Origin of the sequence: Nitritalea halalkaliphila LW7 (genome assembly GCF_000265075.1) — a bacterium.
GTDB lineage: Bacteria > Bacteroidota > Bacteroidia > Cytophagales > Cyclobacteriaceae > Nitritalea > Nitritalea halalkaliphila.
Window position 1 is genome coordinate 148,487 of the sequence record NZ_AJYA01000016.1, and the last position, 16,061, is coordinate 164,547.

Below are 16,061 nucleotides of genomic sequence, written 5' to 3' on the forward strand. Positions count from 1 at the left end.
CAAAAACATTTTTTGTAGCGATTTAACGGAGAATTTACCTTGTCCGTATGCGCTAAACGTTTTTTCCTACCGAATCGTTTGCGAAGGCCCAGTTTAGGGTTTCTTCTAAGGTTCGGAGTGGGTGGGGATAGGTTTTTTTTAACTTATCATTTTTCATCCAGACACTTCTTTTTGCGCTCTTCAGGGTGTTTTCATCCCAGGAGAGGCGGATAAAAGGGAATAGGCGCAGGATTTTGGCCGTGGCCAAAGCCGCCTGTAGGGGTAGTCCCTTCAGGGGTTTTTTCGGTGCGGGGACCTGCCTTTTGCGCGCCAGCGCTGCCAAAAAATCTTTATAGGGATAGTGGCCTCCGTTCAGGATAAAGCGCTCCCCCCACTGCGGTTCGGCTATAAAATAAGCGATGATGGCGCACAGATCGCGGATATCGATGATATTCACACTGCCGGTCGGGTAGTAGGTCGGGCTTTTTAGGGGGAGCTCGTAAATTTCCTGGCTGGGGCCGGGCTCTCCGAAAGGAGCTAAGATCAGGGAGGGATTCAGCACGAGTACATCGAGGCCCTCTTGGCCGCCTCTCCAGACCTCGACTTCACCGCGGTATTTGCTGTCCGCATAGGCCGTATGGGGCTGAGTATGGTCCCACTTTTGCGTCTCATCGATACTGTCTTGACCGGGGCTGACGCCCAAAGCCGCCACGGAGCTAATGTGAATTAACTTCGCAGGCTTTTCCATGGCCAGGAGGCTGTTCACCAGGATTTCCACCCCACGGATGTTTACTTCCTCCAGCAGTGGTGCATCCTGTGCGGAGAAGCTTACTTTGCCGGAGGCATTCAGCACCAGCTCCATGTTTTCCAAGGCTTTTTCTAGGCTAAAGCTGTCCAGGAGGTCACCTTCTACCCAGGTGGCGAGCTTTTCGTAGCCAGCCGGTATAGGGGTCTGAGGCCTTTTTAAGGCAAATAAGGTGCAGGTGCCCTGAAGTGTCCGCAAAAGATGTCTGCCGACCAGGCCTGTGGCACCGATCACTAGTAGGTTCATAGGAGGCGGTTACGCACCGGAGCGTTCATGATTTTTTCGTAGTAGCTGGAGCGGTTTAAGGTTTCCAGCATGTCTAAATAACGCTCATTATGGCAGTCTGTTCCCCAAAATGCCACTTTCTCTTGGTCGATTAAGAACTCCGCGAACTGTTTGACCTGCTTGGAATAGAATCCTGTGAGCGAGAGGAGGTTAATCTGAAAGAGAATCTGCCTGTCCATCAGCTCGTTTTGGAGTGCTTTATCTTGGATCAGGTAGTGGTAGCGTTCGGGATGCGCGAACACAGGGCGATAGCCTTTTAGCTCCATGGCAAAAAAAGTTTCCAGGAGCATTTGGGGCTTGTTGATGAAGCCAGTCTCCACCAGGACCAAGTTGTCATGGATGCAGAGGAGTTCTTCTCCGTTATTTACCTTTTCGAGGAAGATTTCATCCATGTAATATTCTGCTGCGGCATGAATGTCGATGTCGATCTGTTCCTCTTTTAAGGTTTCCCGCACCCGTTCCAAGCCGGATCGAATGATTTCGGGGGTGTTTTTATAGTATTCGGACATGATGTGCGGCGTGGTAACGATTTTTTTCAAGCCGTGTCCGTGTAGGCGCTTGATGAGCGCGATACTTTCCTCCATGGTTTTGGCACCGTCGTCAATGCCAGGAATGAGGTGGGAGTGCATGTCGGCATGCATCCAGTCAAGCGTAAATGGGTAAATCACTTCCTTCTTCTTCTTCCCAACTCTTCTTAAGTAATCTAATAGGGTCATACGTATAAACCTCCTTCACTTTTCGCTGTAAATGTATGTAAGTCAGGCCAAAGCCTATCGCGCTCGGACAGAATCGGGTTTTCCACCTGCCAGTCGATTCCTAGCTCAGGATCATTCCATAGAATGCCTCCCTCTGCTTTCGGCGTGTAATAGTTAGAACACTTGTACATGAAAATCGCATCTTCTAGCACGGAAAAACCGTGTGCGAAACCTGCGGGGATGAACATCAGGTTATGCATGGCCGCATCTAAGACGACAGCGTGATGCTGTCCGTAGGTAGCGGAGTGTTTTCTCAGGTCTACGATCACATCGAGCACCTTTCCTGTGACGACGCGGACCAGTTTAGCCTGCGCATAGGGATGATGCTGAAAGTGCAGGCCGCGGAGGGTTCCTTTTTGGGAGAAGGATTCATTTTCCTGCACCCAGTCTACGGTGATGCCATGATGTAGCAGGTGCTCTTTTCGGAAGGATTCGAAGAAATAGCCCCTAGCATCTTCGAAGACGCGTGGGTAAAGCTCTAATACACCTTCTAAAGGGGTTTTCTTGATTTCCATAGCTGCCTGTTGCCTAGTTTGTGCATTTCGGGGTGATACTTTCGGAGCGCTTTTAGGAAAATTTAGAAAAAATACCTAAATTTTTCATTCCGACTGCCGCAAGTTACCAATAATTCCGAACTTTCGGAAATTCTGGCAGCTGGGCAGTCGTTGTCTTTGCCGCCAGGCGAGCTTAAAAGCCTGTTCCTGCTATCTGTAGGGATGAGGCACGTAATTTGTGGATATATGCTTCTATGAGTAAATACACCAGAAAGTTAAAAAAATTATACGATACGGCACCGCGACAGGAGACGGCTGTTCTAGTGGCGATCATTCGGCAGCAGCAGAGCGAGCGGCAGGTGCAGGAGTACCTGGAGGAGCTGGCGTTTCTGACGGAGACACTGGGAGCTAAAACCGTCTATCAGTTTACGCAGCGGATGGAAAATCCGGATGTACGGACTTTCGTGGGTTCAGGTAAGCTGGAGGAGATTCGAGCCTACGTCGAGCACTTTCAGGTGGACATGGTCATTTTCGATGACGATCTGACCCCCTCACAGTTGCGCAACTTAGAAAATGAGCTGAAAGTGAAGGTGTATGACCGTTCGCTTTTGATATTAGATATCTTTTTAAATCGTGCACAGACCGCTCAGGCGAAGACCCAGGTGGAGCTGGCGCGATTTCAGTATATACTACCCCGCCTGACTCGGATGTGGACACACTTGGAGCGGCAGCGTGGGGGGACCACCACCCGGGGCGGTTCTGGGGAGAAGGAAATCGAGACCGATAAGCGGGATATCCGCAGCAAAATCTCTTTGCTGAAAGCCAAGCTAAAGGAAATCGAAAAACAAGGCGTAACGCAGCGTAAGGGCCGGAAGGGGATCGTCCGCGTGTCACTGGTGGGCTATACGAATGTGGGCAAGAGCACGCTCATGAACCTGATCACGAAGACGGATATTCTGGCGGAGAACAAGCTTTTCGCGACGGTGGATGCGACGGTGCGCAAGGTGGTGCTGGAGCAAATTCCTTTTCTGCTTTCGGACACGGTGGGTTTCATTCGGAAACTTCCTACTCACCTGATCGAGTCTTTTAAATCCACGCTGGATGAGATCCGCGAGGCAGACCTGCTCGTTCATGTGGTGGACATCGCCCATCCGGGTTTTGAAGATCATATCGCTGTGGTGGAGCAGACCCTGCGGGAAATCGGTGCTGGCGACAAGCCGATTTTGCTGGTATTTAATAAGATAGACTTGATTTCTCCTATGCCTACGGAGGAGGAGATGCAGGAAATGAGCCCTGTGGAGCTGGAGGAGCGGCAGTTTTTAGACTTGCAGGGCCTCGAAGAGCTTTATGAGAAGAAAACAGGGATTCAGCCGGTCTTTATGGCAGCGGAGCATGCTACCCATGTGGAACAGTTTCGGGAACGTCTGCTCGAAGAAGTGCGCAAGCAGCATAAACGGATGTATCCGCATTACCTCGAGGATGAGACGATCGACTTCAGTGAGTGGGAGGATATGGAGTAGGGTTTTCTCTTCGCTTCAAAAGGAAGTACAGCTGTTTTTTTACAAAACAAGCCTGTTTATACAGAGAAAAGGCTGGCAGATGGTATTCTGCCAGCCTTTTTTAGTGGCCCTTTTGGCCAAAGCCTCCGCAGTTTATTTGCTTTCAGGCATCAAGAAAAGGGAGAGACCCGCCTGTTTTTGCTCTTCTTCCAGGGCAGCGAGCTGGCGCTTCAGGTTAGTCAGCTCCTCCGAAAGGGCTGTGCTCATGCGGCGGCTCAGGTCTTGATAGCGTTTTTTCGCCCCTGCGGTCACGGCTGGGTAGGGGCCATCCAAATAGGCTTTTAAGGCCATCCACTCGCTGTTAAGCTGGTTGTGAAAATTTATGACGTCTTGGAAGGTTTCCTGCTTAGGCTGGATCAAAGTACTTTCCCAAGTCTCGATCGCGGTGAGCATTGCTTTTTGTTTTTCGAGCAGCGTGGCATCCGTTTTGGCGGCTTCCATGGCGGTGAGACGCTGCTGCAGCTGGCCTTTTATGGCGCGCATTTCATTTAGATGGCTGTGAAGGGCGCTGATCTGCTCTTCCACTTGTAGCATGAGGGCATACTGCGCGGCATAGTCGGCAGGGCTGGCTTCGATGCGTGGGTCAGCCAAAATTTGAATCTCCGTTTCTTGGCTTTGGCCTTTATAGGTAAGCTTGGCCGTGTAGGTGCCTGGAGGCACTGCCGCCCCGTTGTAGTTGCCATACACGAAGATCGGTTCTACGGCCGGAAGTTCGTCACGGCGGAAGTCCCAAGTGAAGCGGTTCAAGCCTTTTTCAGCTTTAAGGCTAGCGGGTTTAGCGGGGCCACCTGCCCAGGATTTATGTGGGGCATCTCCATTATATAGGCTGCGTACCAGCTGGCCTTTGGCATCGAAGATTTGGAGGCTGAGTTCTCCAGTGGCAGCTTTTTCGGCAGGTGATAGATTAAAGTGGTTCCCTGCTCAGGGTTTTGGCCTAGGCCAGGCACAAACTGACTGCTGCTCCCATTAAAGAGGCGATACGCCGGTTTAGGTCGGTAGAGTGCCAAGCCTTCAGGTAGGCGTCCTCCTGACTGCTGGAGTGCGCTCAAGTCATCTAAAATCCAAAGTGCGCGTCCGGAGGTGGAGGCGATGAGGTCGTTTTCATGAATTAGCAGGTCGGTGATGGCCACGAGTGGCAGGTTACTCTGAAAGCGTGTCCACTGCCGTCCGCCGTTCGTGGAGAGGTAGAGGCCGCGCTCAGTACCGGCGTAGAGGAGATCTGGGCGGACAGGGTCCTCACGCACCACGCGCACGAAGGCTTCTGTGGGGATTCCTTCGTGAATCGCTGTCCAGCTGCTGCCTCCATCCGTGGTTTTAAAGGCGTAGGGGGCATTATCGTCGAACTTATAACGCATCACAGCGATGTAGGCCGTGTTCGGGTTGTGTGGAGAGAGCTCGATGGCATTAATGATTCCTTCGGGGAGCCCCTGAGGCGTTACGTTTTGCCAAGACTTCCCTCCGTCGGTGGTTTTATGCACGAGGCCATCGTCTGAACCGGCCCAAAGCTCCCCTTCGCGGTGTGGTGATTCGGCCAGATACATGAGCGTATGGTAATTTTCTCCTCCTGCGGCTTCATTTGTGATCGGATATCCACCTGGCCCCTGCGTTTCGGACACATTACGTGTTAAGTCAGGGCTGATTTCCTCCCAGGTGATGCCCTTGTCCGTAGACTTGAGGACCTTATTTCCGGCATGGAAGATGACCTGCCGGTCAAAACGGCTGGTTAGAATCGGCGCGTTCCAGTTAAAGCGATAGGCAAAATCCCGTGGTACATTTCCGAGGGAGAGCTCGGGATAGGCTTTTATGGACTGGCCATGTCCCGTGACTTCATGCCAGCGGTCGATGATCCCCTGGTAACAGCCTCCATACACTTCCACAGGATTATCTGGGTCAAAAGCCAGGTAGGCGCTTTCACATCCAGCCACTGCTACCCAGTCCTTCCAGGTGATACCTCGACCAGCAGTACGGCTAGCGATCCGGATGGAGGAGTTGTCCTGCTGTCCGGTATATACATTATAAGGAACGCGATTATCTGCGATTACGCGGTAAAACTGGGCGGTAGGCTGCTGCTCCTGATTGGTCCAGGAGGCACCCCCATTCATGCTGACATTGGCACCGCCATCATTTGTATTGAGCATGATGGAGGGTTTTGTGGATTTATCCAAAGGTGGTGATTATCGCCATGCGGAGTGGACACGGTCGTCCACGTTTTGCCGCCATCTATGGACTTGGTCATGGGGGCATTCAGCACATAGACGAGGTCCTCACGCTGTGGATCAGCAAAAATCTTCATGTAGTACCAGGAGCGGGCGATGTTCAGGCGCTCCTTATTTACCTGTGTCCAGGACTCGCCGCCATTATCTGAGCGGTAGATCCCTCCTTTGCCGTCTGCTGCTTCGATGACGGCATAAACACGTCGGCTATTCGCCCGTGATACAGCCACGGCGGATTTTCCCATTTTTTCGGGAAGCCCCTTGTTCAGCTGCACCCAGGTTTCTCCCATGTCGGTCGATTTATAAATACCAGAATCCGGGCCGCCAGAGCGTACTGCCCAGGGGTAGCGCTGGTGCTCCCAAGCGGAGGCGTACAGGATGCGTGGATTATTCATGTCCATGGATAGGGCGGAGATGCCGCTGTGGTTGCCGGTGAACAACATATTCTTCCATGTTTTACCTCCGTCTACAGATTTATACACCCCTCTTTCTTCGGAGGGCCCATAGAGCGAGCCCTGAACGCCGACGAAGAGGATGTCTGGATTCGTAGGATGCACGGCGATGGCGGAGATATGGCGAGAGCCCTCCAGTCCGATTTTTTGCCAAGTGGCACCCGCGTCGGTGGACTTATACATACCATCACCATGGCTGGTCATCACGCCGCGAACGGCATGTTCTCCGGTACCTACATAGACCACGTTTGGATCCGACTCGGCCACGCTGATGGCACCTATGGTTCCTGTTTCGAAAAAGCCGTCGGAAATGTTATACCAGCTCAGGCCTGCGTCAGTGGTTTTCCAGACGCCCCCGCCCGTGCTCCCCATGTAGTAGGTGAGTGGGTCTCCGGGCACTCCTGTCCCTGCCACGCTACGGCCCCCACGGAAAGGACCGATGTTTCGCCATTTAAGGGCTTGAAAGGCATCGCTTTCGAAGGCAGGAGTTACTGCGGCGCTGTTTCGCTGCCCGCGCTGGGCATCTGCGGGCCATGCCCAAAGTACGGCTAGGGCGATAAGCCAAGTTATTTTCTTCATGGTGCTGTGTTTGTTCGTGTTTCTGGGTTTAAAGGCCGATAATTCTATGCTGGAGGTTGGAGATATCGTCCATTCACAATATAAAATTTTAAAAAATGTCTGCTTGCAGAAAAATGTTGAGCGGTTTAGGTTTTCCCTTTAGCGGTGGAATGAGTGGCTTTTGGGTTCGTTTATTTTGGGCCGGGGCCCAAAAAAGCGCAGCAGGAAATCTATCTTGCTGCGCTTTTTCATGTTTAGAAGTAAGGGGGGGGGCTTACCTGTCGTCGTTATCGTCTTCGAAGTCTTCATCGCTCATATCCATATCGAACATGGAGCTGAAAAGGTCGGAGAAACTCATGCCCGTGTCGAGCAGTTTTTTACTTAACTGGCTGTATTCGGCGAGGCCATGCAGGACGAATTCCATGTAAAATTCTTTTTCCTTTTCGGGTAAGGTTTCGATGTTTTCGGTGACCACCTCTTCCAGACCGGGGACGCTGTGGAGGGCTTCCTTATAGGCTTTGTCGGGCTGAGCGGCCAAGATATCGAGGTGCTTCCCTTCTCCGAACCAGCCGACCACCTGAAGGTAGGGGTTGCCGTTTTTCAGGTTTTTCTTTTCGGGCACGGGCAGCTGCTGGGCGAAAAGTGTTCGGATGGCTTTTCCGATCAGGTTATAGGCCACCAGTCCGGCTCCTTCCTGCTCTCCTTCGTACACGAGCTCCACCTTACCGGTGATGGCAGGGATCACGCCGATGAGGTCTGCCAGGCGCACTACGGTGCTGTCTTCACGGTTTAGGTACAGGCGGCGTTCGGCTGCGGAAAGCAGATTTTCGTAGGCGGAAATCGTCAGTCGGGCGGATACACCGCTTTTTTCGTCTACATATTCACTGCTTCTGGCTTCCACTGCGATCTGTTCGATGAGGTCTTTCATCAGCTCGGGGACGTGGATGCGTGCCGCAATGTCTTTTTCCACGCTGGCTTCCTGCGCCGTGATGGCCTTTCCGATCGCTATCGTTTTCGGATAGTGGGTGATGATTTGGCTTTCGATTCGGTCTTTAAGCGGTGTCACGATGCTCCCTCGATTCGTATAATCTTCCGGGTTAGCGGTGAACACAAACTGAATATCCAGCGGCATGTGGAGTTTAAAGCCTCGAATCTGTACATCGCCCTCCTGAAGGATATTAAAGAGCGCCACCTGAATCCGCGCCTGTAGATCGGGGAGCTCATTTATGACGAAAATGGAGCGGTGGGAGCGTGGAACAAGTCCATAGTGCAGCACACGCTCATCGTCATAGGAAAGTTTTAGGGTGGCGGCTTTTATAGGGTCCACATCTCCGATGAGATCAGCCACAGAAACGTCGGGTGTGGCGAGTTTTTCTGTGTAGCGTTCCTCACGGTGCCACCAAGCGATGGGAGTGGCGTCTCCATGTTCGGCGATCAAGTCGATGGCCGTGCGGGAAATCGGCGCCAGCGGGTCGTCGTTTAGCGGGCTGCCCTCTACGACGGGCACATACTCATCCAGCAGGCGTGTCATCATGCGCGCCATCTTGGTTTTCGCCTGACCTCTAAGTCCAAGGAAATTAATGTTGTGCTTCGAAAGAATAGCGGTTTCCACTGCGGGAATCACCGTGTCCTCGTATCCCCAGATGCCTTCGAACACCTGCTCTCCCGCCATCATGGCGCGGATGAGGTTATCGCGTAATTCTGTTTTGATGGACTTGGGGCGGTAGCCTGAGGCTTTTAATTCTCCTAAAGTTCGCAAGTGTAAAAGTGGGTGCGTAGAAGCGCTTACTGCCATGTTAAAATCGTTTAGTTCTATTTCTTCTGTAATCCTCGAAAATGAGATTGCCTAATCCTTTTAGGCTGCTGTAATAGGCGTTTCCGTTATTTACCTGAGTGAATTCTTTCACAAACTCCTTCAGATAGGGGTCGGAGGCGATCATAAAAGTGGTCACCGGAATCGAAAGGCGGCGGCACTGCGCGGCCAAGTTGAGGGTTTCGTTCAGGATTTTACTGTCGATGCCAAAACTGTTTTTATAGTATTTTATTCCTACTTTCAGGCAGGTAGGTTTGCCATCGGTGATCATAAAGATCTGCTTGTTTGGGTTTTTTCTTCGCCTCAGCAGGTTCATCGCCAGCTGTAAGCCAGCGACCGTATTGGTGTGGTAAGGCCCTACTTGAAGGTAGGGCAGGTCTTTAATCTCGATCTGCCAGGCATCGTTTCCAAAGACGATTACATCCAGCGTATCTTTTGGATAGCGGGTCTTGATCAGCTCCGCTAGCGCCATGGCCACTTTTTTCGCTGGCGTGATGCGGTCTTCCCCATATAAAATCATGGAGTGCGAAATATCTATCATCAGCACGGTAGACGTCTGGGTTTTGACCTCCTGATCGACTACCTCGAGATCCTCCTCCGTAAGCAGATGGTCTCCTGAAAAGCCATGATTAATATGTGCATTACGCAGGCTTTCGGTGAGTGCGATTTGGTCTAGGTTATCCCCGAAGGCATAAGGTCTGCGGTCGGTGCCGCGTTCATCTCCAGGGCCCGTAAAGGTGGTTTTATGCTGGCCGCCTTTCCCCTTTTTCAGCTTGCCAAAAATTTCTTCCAAAGCACTTTTTCGGATAGACTGCTCTGCTTTTCCTGTGATTTTAATTTCTCCTTTTTGGTTCTCTTCTGTGAGATAGCCTTTCGTTTTCATTTCCTCGATAAAGTCTCCGATGCCGTAATCGGGAGTCGTGAGGTTATAGCGCTTATCTAAATTACTCAACCAGCTCAGGGCCTCGCTCACATCCCCACCGGTCATGGTGACGAGTTGTAGAAAAACCTGTAAAAGCTGATCAAAAGTGCTTTTTGTTTGGTCTTTTGGCGGAATATACTGGGTAAAACGAAATCCTTTCATAATGACTCTATAACAATAATCAGGCCTGCGTAGTTTAGAATACCTCGAACTTAACCAACGACCCTCATGAAAAATTACCTCTTTCCGGTCTATGTGATGACCGCCGTTCTGTTGATCTATGTGACCATGGTGACTATGGAACTAAGTACTGCTTTGATTTTATTTGTATTCAGTCTTTCTCCTATAGGCATGCTCTGGATGGTGTATCAGGTTCTTCGGGCGGAGGTTCCGGTGAAGCATACGTTCGAGGAGCGCTGGTATGAAGATGAACAGGGGCAGGGTCCGCAAGCACAGTAGTGCGGATGCCATGTTCGGTGTCCTTTGGCCCATGGGCCAAAGAAAAAGGCAGCTTTCTTTACGAGAGCTGCCTTTTTTATATGAACTTTTTCTTACTCTAGGACAGGAGTGCCCTCGTTTACTGTTGGCCATACCCCTGGATTAGGGACCGATACACCGCGAGTGTCACCACGCATTTGATCTTGACCGAATTTATAAAGTGGGTTTCCACGGAAGGAAATCTGGCCTGCTGTGATTTCCATGAAGTCTTCAGTGCTCACAGTAGAAGGTGCCCATACGACTTCATTCGTAAATAGTGGCCAAATTTCAGGGTTGCCACCGAAGTTACTGGTGTTCGGCTCATCATTAATGAAGCGGTAAAGGGTACGTCCTGAAGCGAAGTCTACGAAGAAGCGGGAGTTTCCATCACCGGCTACGATCATGCCGTCTTCTTCCACGTAATTATTGCCATCGGCGCCTACTAATTGGCCTACGGCTACCATTAGGGTGTAGTCCGGCTTAGCCACGAACCAGTTATCCCCCACACCGTCACCATTAAAGGTGTTTGGCATCATTTCATCGCCGGCGAAGTAGTAGAGAGGCCAGCCGTTATAGGTGGTCTGCATGCCATTCTCCGTTTCGATGCTGCCGATGAGGGCTTCGTCACCCATTCCGTCTAGGTTGATTTCTTCGGCAAAGAAGATCGGCCAGTTATTGGCGCAGCCGCCGGAGCAATTATTTTCACCGTTAATGTCTGGGGCGAAGAAGTAGAGCGTACGTCCCGCTTGGTCGGTAAGTACGGTTCCGAAATCATCGCTCATGCGTGTTTCTAAGGTAGGGGTGGCATCCATGTCTGGGAGTAGAACGGCATCGATAAGGTGAATGATACCGTTAGATCCTGCGATATCTGCTGAGACTGACAGAGGCACTGTTATTAATCATTACAGGATCTACTCCGGTGATGGTCAGCTGTTCACCGTTTAGTGTTTCCAGCATGGTGCCTTCAGAAAGTGTAGCGGCGGCGATGCGACCTTCTACCACGTGGAAGGTAAGTACGCTAGTGAGGAGGTCTGTAGGAATGTCCGATAGGGAACTCCAGTCCGGATTGCTGGCCAGTAGGTTTTCGAAAGCGGCATTCGTAGGTGCGAAAACCGTAAATGGTCCGGGACCCTGTAAGGCACCCACGAGGTCAGCTGCCTGAAGTGCCTGCACGAGAATACTAACGTCGTCTGTTTCTAATGCGATGTCTACGATGCTTTGATCTAGGATCATCGGCTGATCGTCTTCGTCGTTACATGCGACCATAAAGGCGGCCAGCATGAAAACAAAGGAGAGGATAGAGAATTTTTTCATGATAAGTTTTGAGTTGGATTTAATTTTTAACAGCCTTGAGGGGTAAAGGTTATTTTTATTTTAAACATTTTATTGGATTTATTATAAATTTGATGGTTTTGAGGATGAAGGAGTGTGTAGGTGATGATGAAAAAAGGGTGGAGTAGGTGGCTGTAGTTCTGGGTGAAGGGGCACTTTTTTTATGTGCCTACAGGTCATTAGCAGTGGAATCGGTTTTATTATGTTATTTTTGTGGCTTAAATAAGCAAAAGGAGAGAACATGCTTGATAAATTACAGGCACTGAAAGAGCGCTTCGAAGATGTGGGCCAGCTGATTATTCAGCCGGAGGCGATGGCGGACATGCAGGGATATACGAAGCTGACCAAAGAATATAAGGAGTTAGAGAAAATCGTGCAGCTTTATGAGCGGTATAAGTTGGTTACAGAAAACTTACGTAACGCCAAGCAGCTTTTAGAGACAGAGAAAGACCCTGATTTTCGGGAGATGGCCAAGGCTGAGATAGAGGAGTTACGTCCTCAGGTGGGCGAGTTAGAGGAGGAGATCAAGCAGCAGCTGGTGCCGAAGGATCCGAACGATAGTAAGGACTGCATCTTGGAAGTTCGTGCGGGCACTGGTGGCGATGAGGCGGCTATTTTCGCTGGAGATTTATTTCGGATGTACCAGCGTTTTTGCGAAAAGCAAAACTGGAAGCTCACTGTATTAGACTTAACTTTCGGTACCTCTGGTGGGTATAAGGAAATTATCAGTACCATTTCCGGAGATGATGTCTATGGCAAGATGAAATTCGAGTCGGGTGTGCACCGGGTACAACGGGTACCGGCCACAGAAACCCAAGGCAGGGTGCATACTTCTGCTGCTACAGTGGCTGTCCTGCCCGAAATGGATGAGGTGGAAGTGGACCTAAACATGAATGATATTCGAAAGGACACCTACTGTTCATCGGGTCCAGGTGGTCAATCGGTGAATACCACGTATTCTGCTGTTCGATTAACGCATAATCCTACGGGAATTGTCGTTACCTGTCAGGATGAAAAGTCTCAGATTAAAAACTTCGAGAAGGCGCTGAAGGTTCTTCGCTCACGTCTCTATGAAATGGAGCTCGCTAAGCATAACGAGGCGGTAGGGCGCAGCGCAAGTCCATGGTGCGTACGGGGGATCGCTCGGAGAAAATCCGTACCTACAACTATCCGCAAAGTCGTGTTACCGATCACCGGATTAACAAAACGGTGTATAACCTTCCCGATGTAATGGAAGGGGATATAGCGGATTTTATTTCGGCTTTGCGCCTAGCAGAAAATTTAGCGAAAATGAACGAGTCGGGAGTGGAGTAGCTAAAAAAAGCGCTGTACGTACATACAGCGCTTTTTTATATTTTATATGCTTTGCTTTTTATGTGTAGATCCCTATTACTTCGGGTTGTAGGCAGGTTTACTGCACATTAATAAGCGACTCTCTTCTTCTCATTTTGCCGGCAGGCAAGCCGTACATCATCTTAAAGCGACGGCAGAAGTAAGCGGTATCTTTATAGCCCACTTCTTTTCCGATGTCTCGGATACTTTTCTTAGTGGTGCGCAGTAACTCCACAGCCGCTTCCATGCGCTGGTATTCGATATAATCCTGCGGGTTTATGCCTGTGAGCATCTTGAAATACTGGCCCACGTAGTCTTCGGAGACATTTGCCACCTTAGCGAGCACTTTATTAGATAGGTCGCCGCCGATGTTTTTCTTGATGTAGGTGAACATGTCGATGAGGCGCGGATCCTTAAAGTAGGTGCTGTTCGTGGAGAGTTCTTCCATGAAGAGACGGTTTTTCAGGATGTGACGTACGATCTCGATCACGAGTAGCTCAGTGTGGATCTTGATGACACGCTCTTTGCCCGGCACGCTTTGTTCTGATTCTTTAACGATATCTTCTGTAATAGACGCGAGACGATCGTTAAAGCGAATGACGAATGGTGGAATACCGAGTGAGTTAAAGAAGTTGACGACATCAAAAACCTTGGCTTCGAAGTTCACAATGGACACACAGTCTTCTTCTGCGTTTTTGATGTCCTTAAAGCTAAGGGTCTGCAAGTACTTCCTCTTATTTTCCAAGTAAGCCTCATTGTCCATTTCACTTTTCTTAGACGTGGTGCCAAAAGTGACGGAGGTGGTTCTTCCAGCCGGAATAAACAGGATTTCTCCTTCGTTCACCGTTTCGCCGGCTTCAGAAAACTTGAGAGTACCCTGATGCAGCAGGATAACAGTATTTTCAGCATCGTGAAAATTTGTGACGGCAAAAGATTTCTCTACTTTGTAGTTATTGCCCTTAAGGAATCTGACTCCAACAGATTCGATTACTTTATTGTAGTATTCCATGAGTACTAGGCTTGGTTGTCTGCTATAAAAGTATAATTTTTTTCTTACAGATCGCAATATAATTCAACAAAAATTTAAATAGCAATAAAAAAAAGCCCCAAATCAGGTAGATTATGGGGCTTCAGGGGCTGAAAATGCAATTACTTGAGGATGCTTCTCGAGATTACGATCTTCTGAATCTCGCTTGTGCCCTCGTAAATCTGTGTGATTTTCGCATCGCGCATCAAGCGCTCTACGTGGTATTCCTTTACATATCCGTAGCCACCATGCACCTGTACAGCTTCTACGGTCACCTGCATGGCCACTTCTGAGGCGTATAATTTGGCCATGGCACTGGCATCTGCGTAAGGCTTGCCCGCATCCTTTAGCCAAGCGGATTTCAGCACAAGAAGTCGAGCGGCTTCGATTTGGGTAGCCATATCTGCGAGTTTAAACTGGATCGCCTGATGTTCTGAAATCGGTTTGCCAAAGGCTTTACGCTCCTTTGAATAGGCTAAGGCCAGTTCATAGGCACCCGAGGCGATACCGAGTGCCTGCGCAGCGATACCTATTCTTCCTCCATTTAGGGTTTCCATGGCGAAACGGAAGCCGAAGCCTTCTTCACCGATACGGTTTTCGACCGGCACTTTCACATCACTCAGCATGATGGAGTGGGTATCTGAACCTCGAATACCCAGCTTATCTTCTTTTTTCCCTACCGTAAAGCCCTCGTATTCTTTTTCCACGATAAAAGCAGAAATGCCTTTATGGCCTAGAGCGGCATTCGTCTGGGCGATTACCAGGTAAACACTCGCGTTATTACCGTTCGTGATCCAGTTTTTCGTTCCATTCAAAATATAATGATCGCCATTCAGCTCGGCAGTGGTGCGCTGAGAAGTGGCATCTGAGCCTGGCTTCGGGCTCTGAAAGACAGAAGGCGCCGATGATTTGGCCGCTGGCCAAAGGTTTTAAATATTTCTCTTTCTGTGCTTCAGTACCGTATTTTTCGAGTCCCCAGCATACCAAGGAATTATTTACAGACATAGAAACAGAGGCAGAAGCGTCGATCTTAGACAGTTCCTCCATAGCTAGCACATAGGATACGGTATCCATGCCTCCACCATCATACTTAGGATCCACCATCATGCCCATAAAGCCAAGTTCTCCCATCTTTTTAATTTGTTCATGGGGAAACTTAGCCTCTGTATCGCGCTCGATGACGCCCGGTAATAACTCAGTTTGCGCAAACTCTCTCGCAGCCATCTGCACCGCTAGCTGCTCCTCGGTAAATTCGAAATGCATATATCTAATGGGTTTATTTTTTTCGTGTTCGGAATATAGGCACAAAAAACTAAAGGGACAATAAACATGTCCCTTTAGTAAACTCGTTTTCGTATAAATAGTTTCTTAATCCCGATTTCCGAAGAAAATATAGACGTAGTAGGCTAATGTGGCTAATGAAGCTAATGCGGCCACTACATAGGTCATCGCTGCCCACTTTAGGGCATCCTTAGACATAGCGTATTCGGACGGAGTAACGACATTTCGCTGTTTCACCCATGCCAGCGCGCGGTTACTTGCGTCAAATTCCACCGGCAGTGTAACGAGCGAAAACAAGGTCATCACGCCATAGGAGCCCACCACGATCGCGCCGATTAACTGGTAATCTAAGCCGATGAGGAATCCCCCGAAAAGAGAGGCGATGAGGACGATGTTCAAGATCTTACCGGAGGCCACCTGTAGCGGAACCAGCTTAGAGCGCATCTCTAACCAGGCATAAGAGGTGGCATGCTGCACGGCGTGTCCACACTCATGCGCGGAAACGGCCACCGCTGCTGCATTTCTGCCATAATACACATCTTGGCTCAGGTTAACGGTGCGGTCCTGGGGATTATAATGGTCGGTGAGCTGACCTTCCACACAGAGCACACGCACATCGCGGATACCATTATCGGCAAGCATCAGCTCTGCGACTTCCTTTCCGGAGAGATTCGCCTGAAGGGCTGTTTGCGAATATTCTTTAAACTTCGACTTCAGACGGTTACTAACGATCCAGCCTAAGGCTGCGAAGACGATGAAAATGACCAGAATCATAAT

General features: G+C 49.9%; 14 protein-coding genes and 2 pseudogenes. 3 read left to right on the top strand and 13 right to left on the bottom strand.

Annotated elements, in window-relative coordinates; translation table 11 throughout:
* Positions 1-52: 52 nt before the first annotated feature.
* Genes A3SI_RS06250 through rfbC form a run of 3 tightly spaced genes read right to left on the bottom strand, consistent with a single transcriptional unit; the run spans position 53 to position 2,339 of the window.
* Positions 53-1,030, bottom strand: coding sequence for an NAD-dependent epimerase/dehydratase family protein (locus A3SI_RS06250; RefSeq protein WP_009054444.1), 978 nt, complete (start codon positions 1,028-1,030; stop codon positions 53-55).
* Positions 1,027-1,785: a tyrosine-protein phosphatase gene (locus tag A3SI_RS06255; RefSeq protein ID WP_009054445.1), complete on the bottom strand. Its 759-nt coding sequence runs from the start codon at positions 1,783-1,785 to the stop codon at positions 1,027-1,029. Before A3SI_RS06255 ends, A3SI_RS06250 begins: the two co-directional genes overlap by 4 nt.
* Positions 1,782-2,339 carry a dTDP-4-dehydrorhamnose 3,5-epimerase gene (gene rfbC / locus A3SI_RS06260; protein ID WP_009054447.1) on the bottom strand — a complete coding sequence of 186 codons (558 nt, stop codon included), beginning with the start codon at positions 2,337-2,339 and terminating at the stop codon, positions 1,782-1,784. The genes A3SI_RS06255 and rfbC overlap by 4 nt, the downstream gene beginning before the upstream one ends.
* A gap of 233 nt (positions 2,340-2,572) precedes the next feature.
* Between rfbC and hflX the strand changes: the two genes are divergently transcribed.
* A complete protein-coding gene (gene hflX / locus A3SI_RS06265; protein ID WP_009054448.1) occupies positions 2,573-3,838 on the top strand; it encodes a GTPase HflX in 1,266 nt (421 codons plus the stop codon).
* Positions 3,839-3,970: 132 nt separating this feature from the next.
* Here hflX and A3SI_RS19655 read toward each other — a convergent pair whose 3' ends face one another.
* The 5 genes from A3SI_RS19655 to A3SI_RS06280 form a co-directional block, all read right to left on the bottom strand.
* Entirely contained in the window at positions 3,971-4,624 is a 654-nt protein-coding gene (locus A3SI_RS19655) for a hypothetical protein (RefSeq protein WP_050977412.1), read from the bottom strand.
* Positions 4,621-6,015 carry a WD40/YVTN/BNR-like repeat-containing protein gene (locus A3SI_RS19660; protein ID WP_050977413.1) on the bottom strand — a complete coding sequence of 465 codons (1,395 nt, stop codon included), beginning with the start codon at positions 6,013-6,015 and terminating at the stop codon, positions 4,621-4,623. The genes A3SI_RS19655 and A3SI_RS19660 overlap by 4 nt, the downstream gene beginning before the upstream one ends.
* Complete coding sequence (locus tag A3SI_RS19665) at positions 5,976-7,121, bottom strand: WD40/YVTN/BNR-like repeat-containing protein (RefSeq protein ID WP_050977414.1); 1,146 nt, start codon at positions 7,119-7,121, stop codon at positions 5,976-5,978. The genes A3SI_RS19660 and A3SI_RS19665 overlap by 40 nt, the downstream gene beginning before the upstream one ends.
* Before the next feature lie 253 nt (positions 7,122-7,374).
* Positions 7,375-8,895: a hypothetical protein gene (locus A3SI_RS06275; protein WP_009054450.1), complete on the bottom strand. Its 1,521-nt coding sequence runs from the start codon at positions 8,893-8,895 to the stop codon at positions 7,375-7,377.
* A gap of 1 nt (position 8,896) precedes the next feature.
* Positions 8,897-9,997: a vWA domain-containing protein gene (locus A3SI_RS06280; protein ID WP_009054451.1), complete on the bottom strand. Its 1,101-nt coding sequence runs from the start codon at positions 9,995-9,997 to the stop codon at positions 8,897-8,899.
* A gap of 66 nt (positions 9,998-10,063) precedes the next feature.
* Here A3SI_RS06280 and A3SI_RS06285 point away from each other — a divergent pair, with 66 nt between their 5' ends.
* The gene (locus A3SI_RS06285) at positions 10,064-10,294 is read left to right on the top strand and encodes a hypothetical protein (RefSeq protein WP_009054452.1); all 231 of its coding nucleotides are present in this window, start codon (positions 10,064-10,066) and stop codon (positions 10,292-10,294) included.
* Between the two features lie 92 nt (positions 10,295-10,386).
* Here the strand turns inward: A3SI_RS06285 and A3SI_RS06290 are convergent, their stop codons facing one another.
* Together A3SI_RS06290 and A3SI_RS06295 are read right to left on the bottom strand one after the other, a co-directional pair.
* Entirely contained in the window at positions 10,387-11,202 is an 816-nt protein-coding gene (locus tag A3SI_RS06290) for a hypothetical protein (RefSeq protein WP_156810194.1), read from the bottom strand.
* Complete coding sequence (locus A3SI_RS06295) at positions 11,165-11,626, bottom strand: fasciclin domain-containing protein (RefSeq protein WP_009054454.1); 462 nt, start codon at positions 11,624-11,626, stop codon at positions 11,165-11,167. Before A3SI_RS06295 ends, A3SI_RS06290 begins: the two co-directional genes overlap by 38 nt.
* A 259-nt stretch (positions 11,627-11,885) precedes the next feature.
* Between A3SI_RS06295 and prfA the strand changes: the two are divergent.
* Positions 11,886-12,958: pseudogene (gene prfA, locus A3SI_RS06300) on the top strand (peptide chain release factor 1).
* Positions 12,959-13,055: 97 nt separating this feature from the next.
* Here the strand turns inward: prfA and A3SI_RS06305 are convergent.
* From A3SI_RS06305 to A3SI_RS06315, 3 genes and pseudogenes are all read right to left on the bottom strand, one after another.
* Positions 13,056-13,985 carry an AraC family transcriptional regulator gene (locus A3SI_RS06305; RefSeq protein WP_009054456.1) on the bottom strand — a complete coding sequence of 310 codons (930 nt, stop codon included), beginning with the start codon at positions 13,983-13,985 and terminating at the stop codon, positions 13,056-13,058.
* A 140-nt stretch (positions 13,986-14,125) separates the two neighbouring features.
* A pseudogene (locus A3SI_RS06310) lies at positions 14,126-15,266 on the bottom strand (acyl-CoA dehydrogenase).
* 105 nt (positions 15,267-15,371) lie between these two features.
* A complete protein-coding gene (locus A3SI_RS06315) occupies positions 15,372-16,058 on the bottom strand; it encodes a zinc metallopeptidase (protein WP_009054459.1) in 687 nt (228 codons plus the stop codon).
* Positions 16,059-16,061 lie beyond the last annotated feature (3 nt).

What these genes read in the sequence shown, in the direction of transcription:
- A3SI_RS06305 (WP_009054456.1), bottom strand. Translation starts at nt 13,985, where the DNA reads ATGGAATACTACAATAAAGTAATCGAATCTGTTGGAGTCAGATTCCTT.
- A3SI_RS06255 (WP_009054445.1), bottom strand. Translation starts at nt 1,785, where the DNA reads ATGACCCTATTAGATTACTTAAGAAGAGTTGGGAAGAAGAAGAAGGAA.
- A3SI_RS19660 (WP_050977413.1), bottom strand. Translation starts at nt 6,015, where the DNA reads ATGCTCAATACAAATGATGGCGGTGCCAATGTCAGCATGAATGGGGGT.
- rfbC (WP_009054447.1), bottom strand. Translation starts at nt 2,339, where the DNA reads ATGGAAATCAAGAAAACCCCTTTAGAAGGTGTATTAGAGCTTTACCCA.
- A3SI_RS06275 (WP_009054450.1), bottom strand. Translation starts at nt 8,895, where the DNA reads ATGGCAGTAAGCGCTTCTACGCACCCACTTTTACACTTGCGAACTTTA.
- A3SI_RS06280 (WP_009054451.1), bottom strand. Translation starts at nt 9,997, where the DNA reads ATGAAAGGATTTCGTTTTACCCAGTATATTCCGCCAAAAGACCAAACA.
- hflX (WP_009054448.1), top strand. Translation starts at nt 2,573, where the DNA reads ATGAGTAAATACACCAGAAAGTTAAAAAAATTATACGATACGGCACCG.
- A3SI_RS19665 (WP_050977414.1), bottom strand. Translation starts at nt 7,121, where the DNA reads ATGAAGAAAATAACTTGGCTTATCGCCCTAGCCGTACTTTGGGCATGG.
- A3SI_RS06295 (WP_009054454.1), bottom strand. Translation starts at nt 11,626, where the DNA reads ATGAAAAAATTCTCTATCCTCTCCTTTGTTTTCATGCTGGCCGCCTTT.
- A3SI_RS06285 (WP_009054452.1), top strand. Translation starts at nt 10,064, where the DNA reads ATGAAAAATTACCTCTTTCCGGTCTATGTGATGACCGCCGTTCTGTTG.
- A3SI_RS06250 (WP_009054444.1), bottom strand. Translation starts at nt 1,030, where the DNA reads ATGAACCTACTAGTGATCGGTGCCACAGGCCTGGTCGGCAGACATCTT.
- A3SI_RS06315 (WP_009054459.1), bottom strand. Translation starts at nt 16,058, where the DNA reads ATGATTCTGGTCATTTTCATCGTCTTCGCAGCCTTAGGCTGGATCGTT.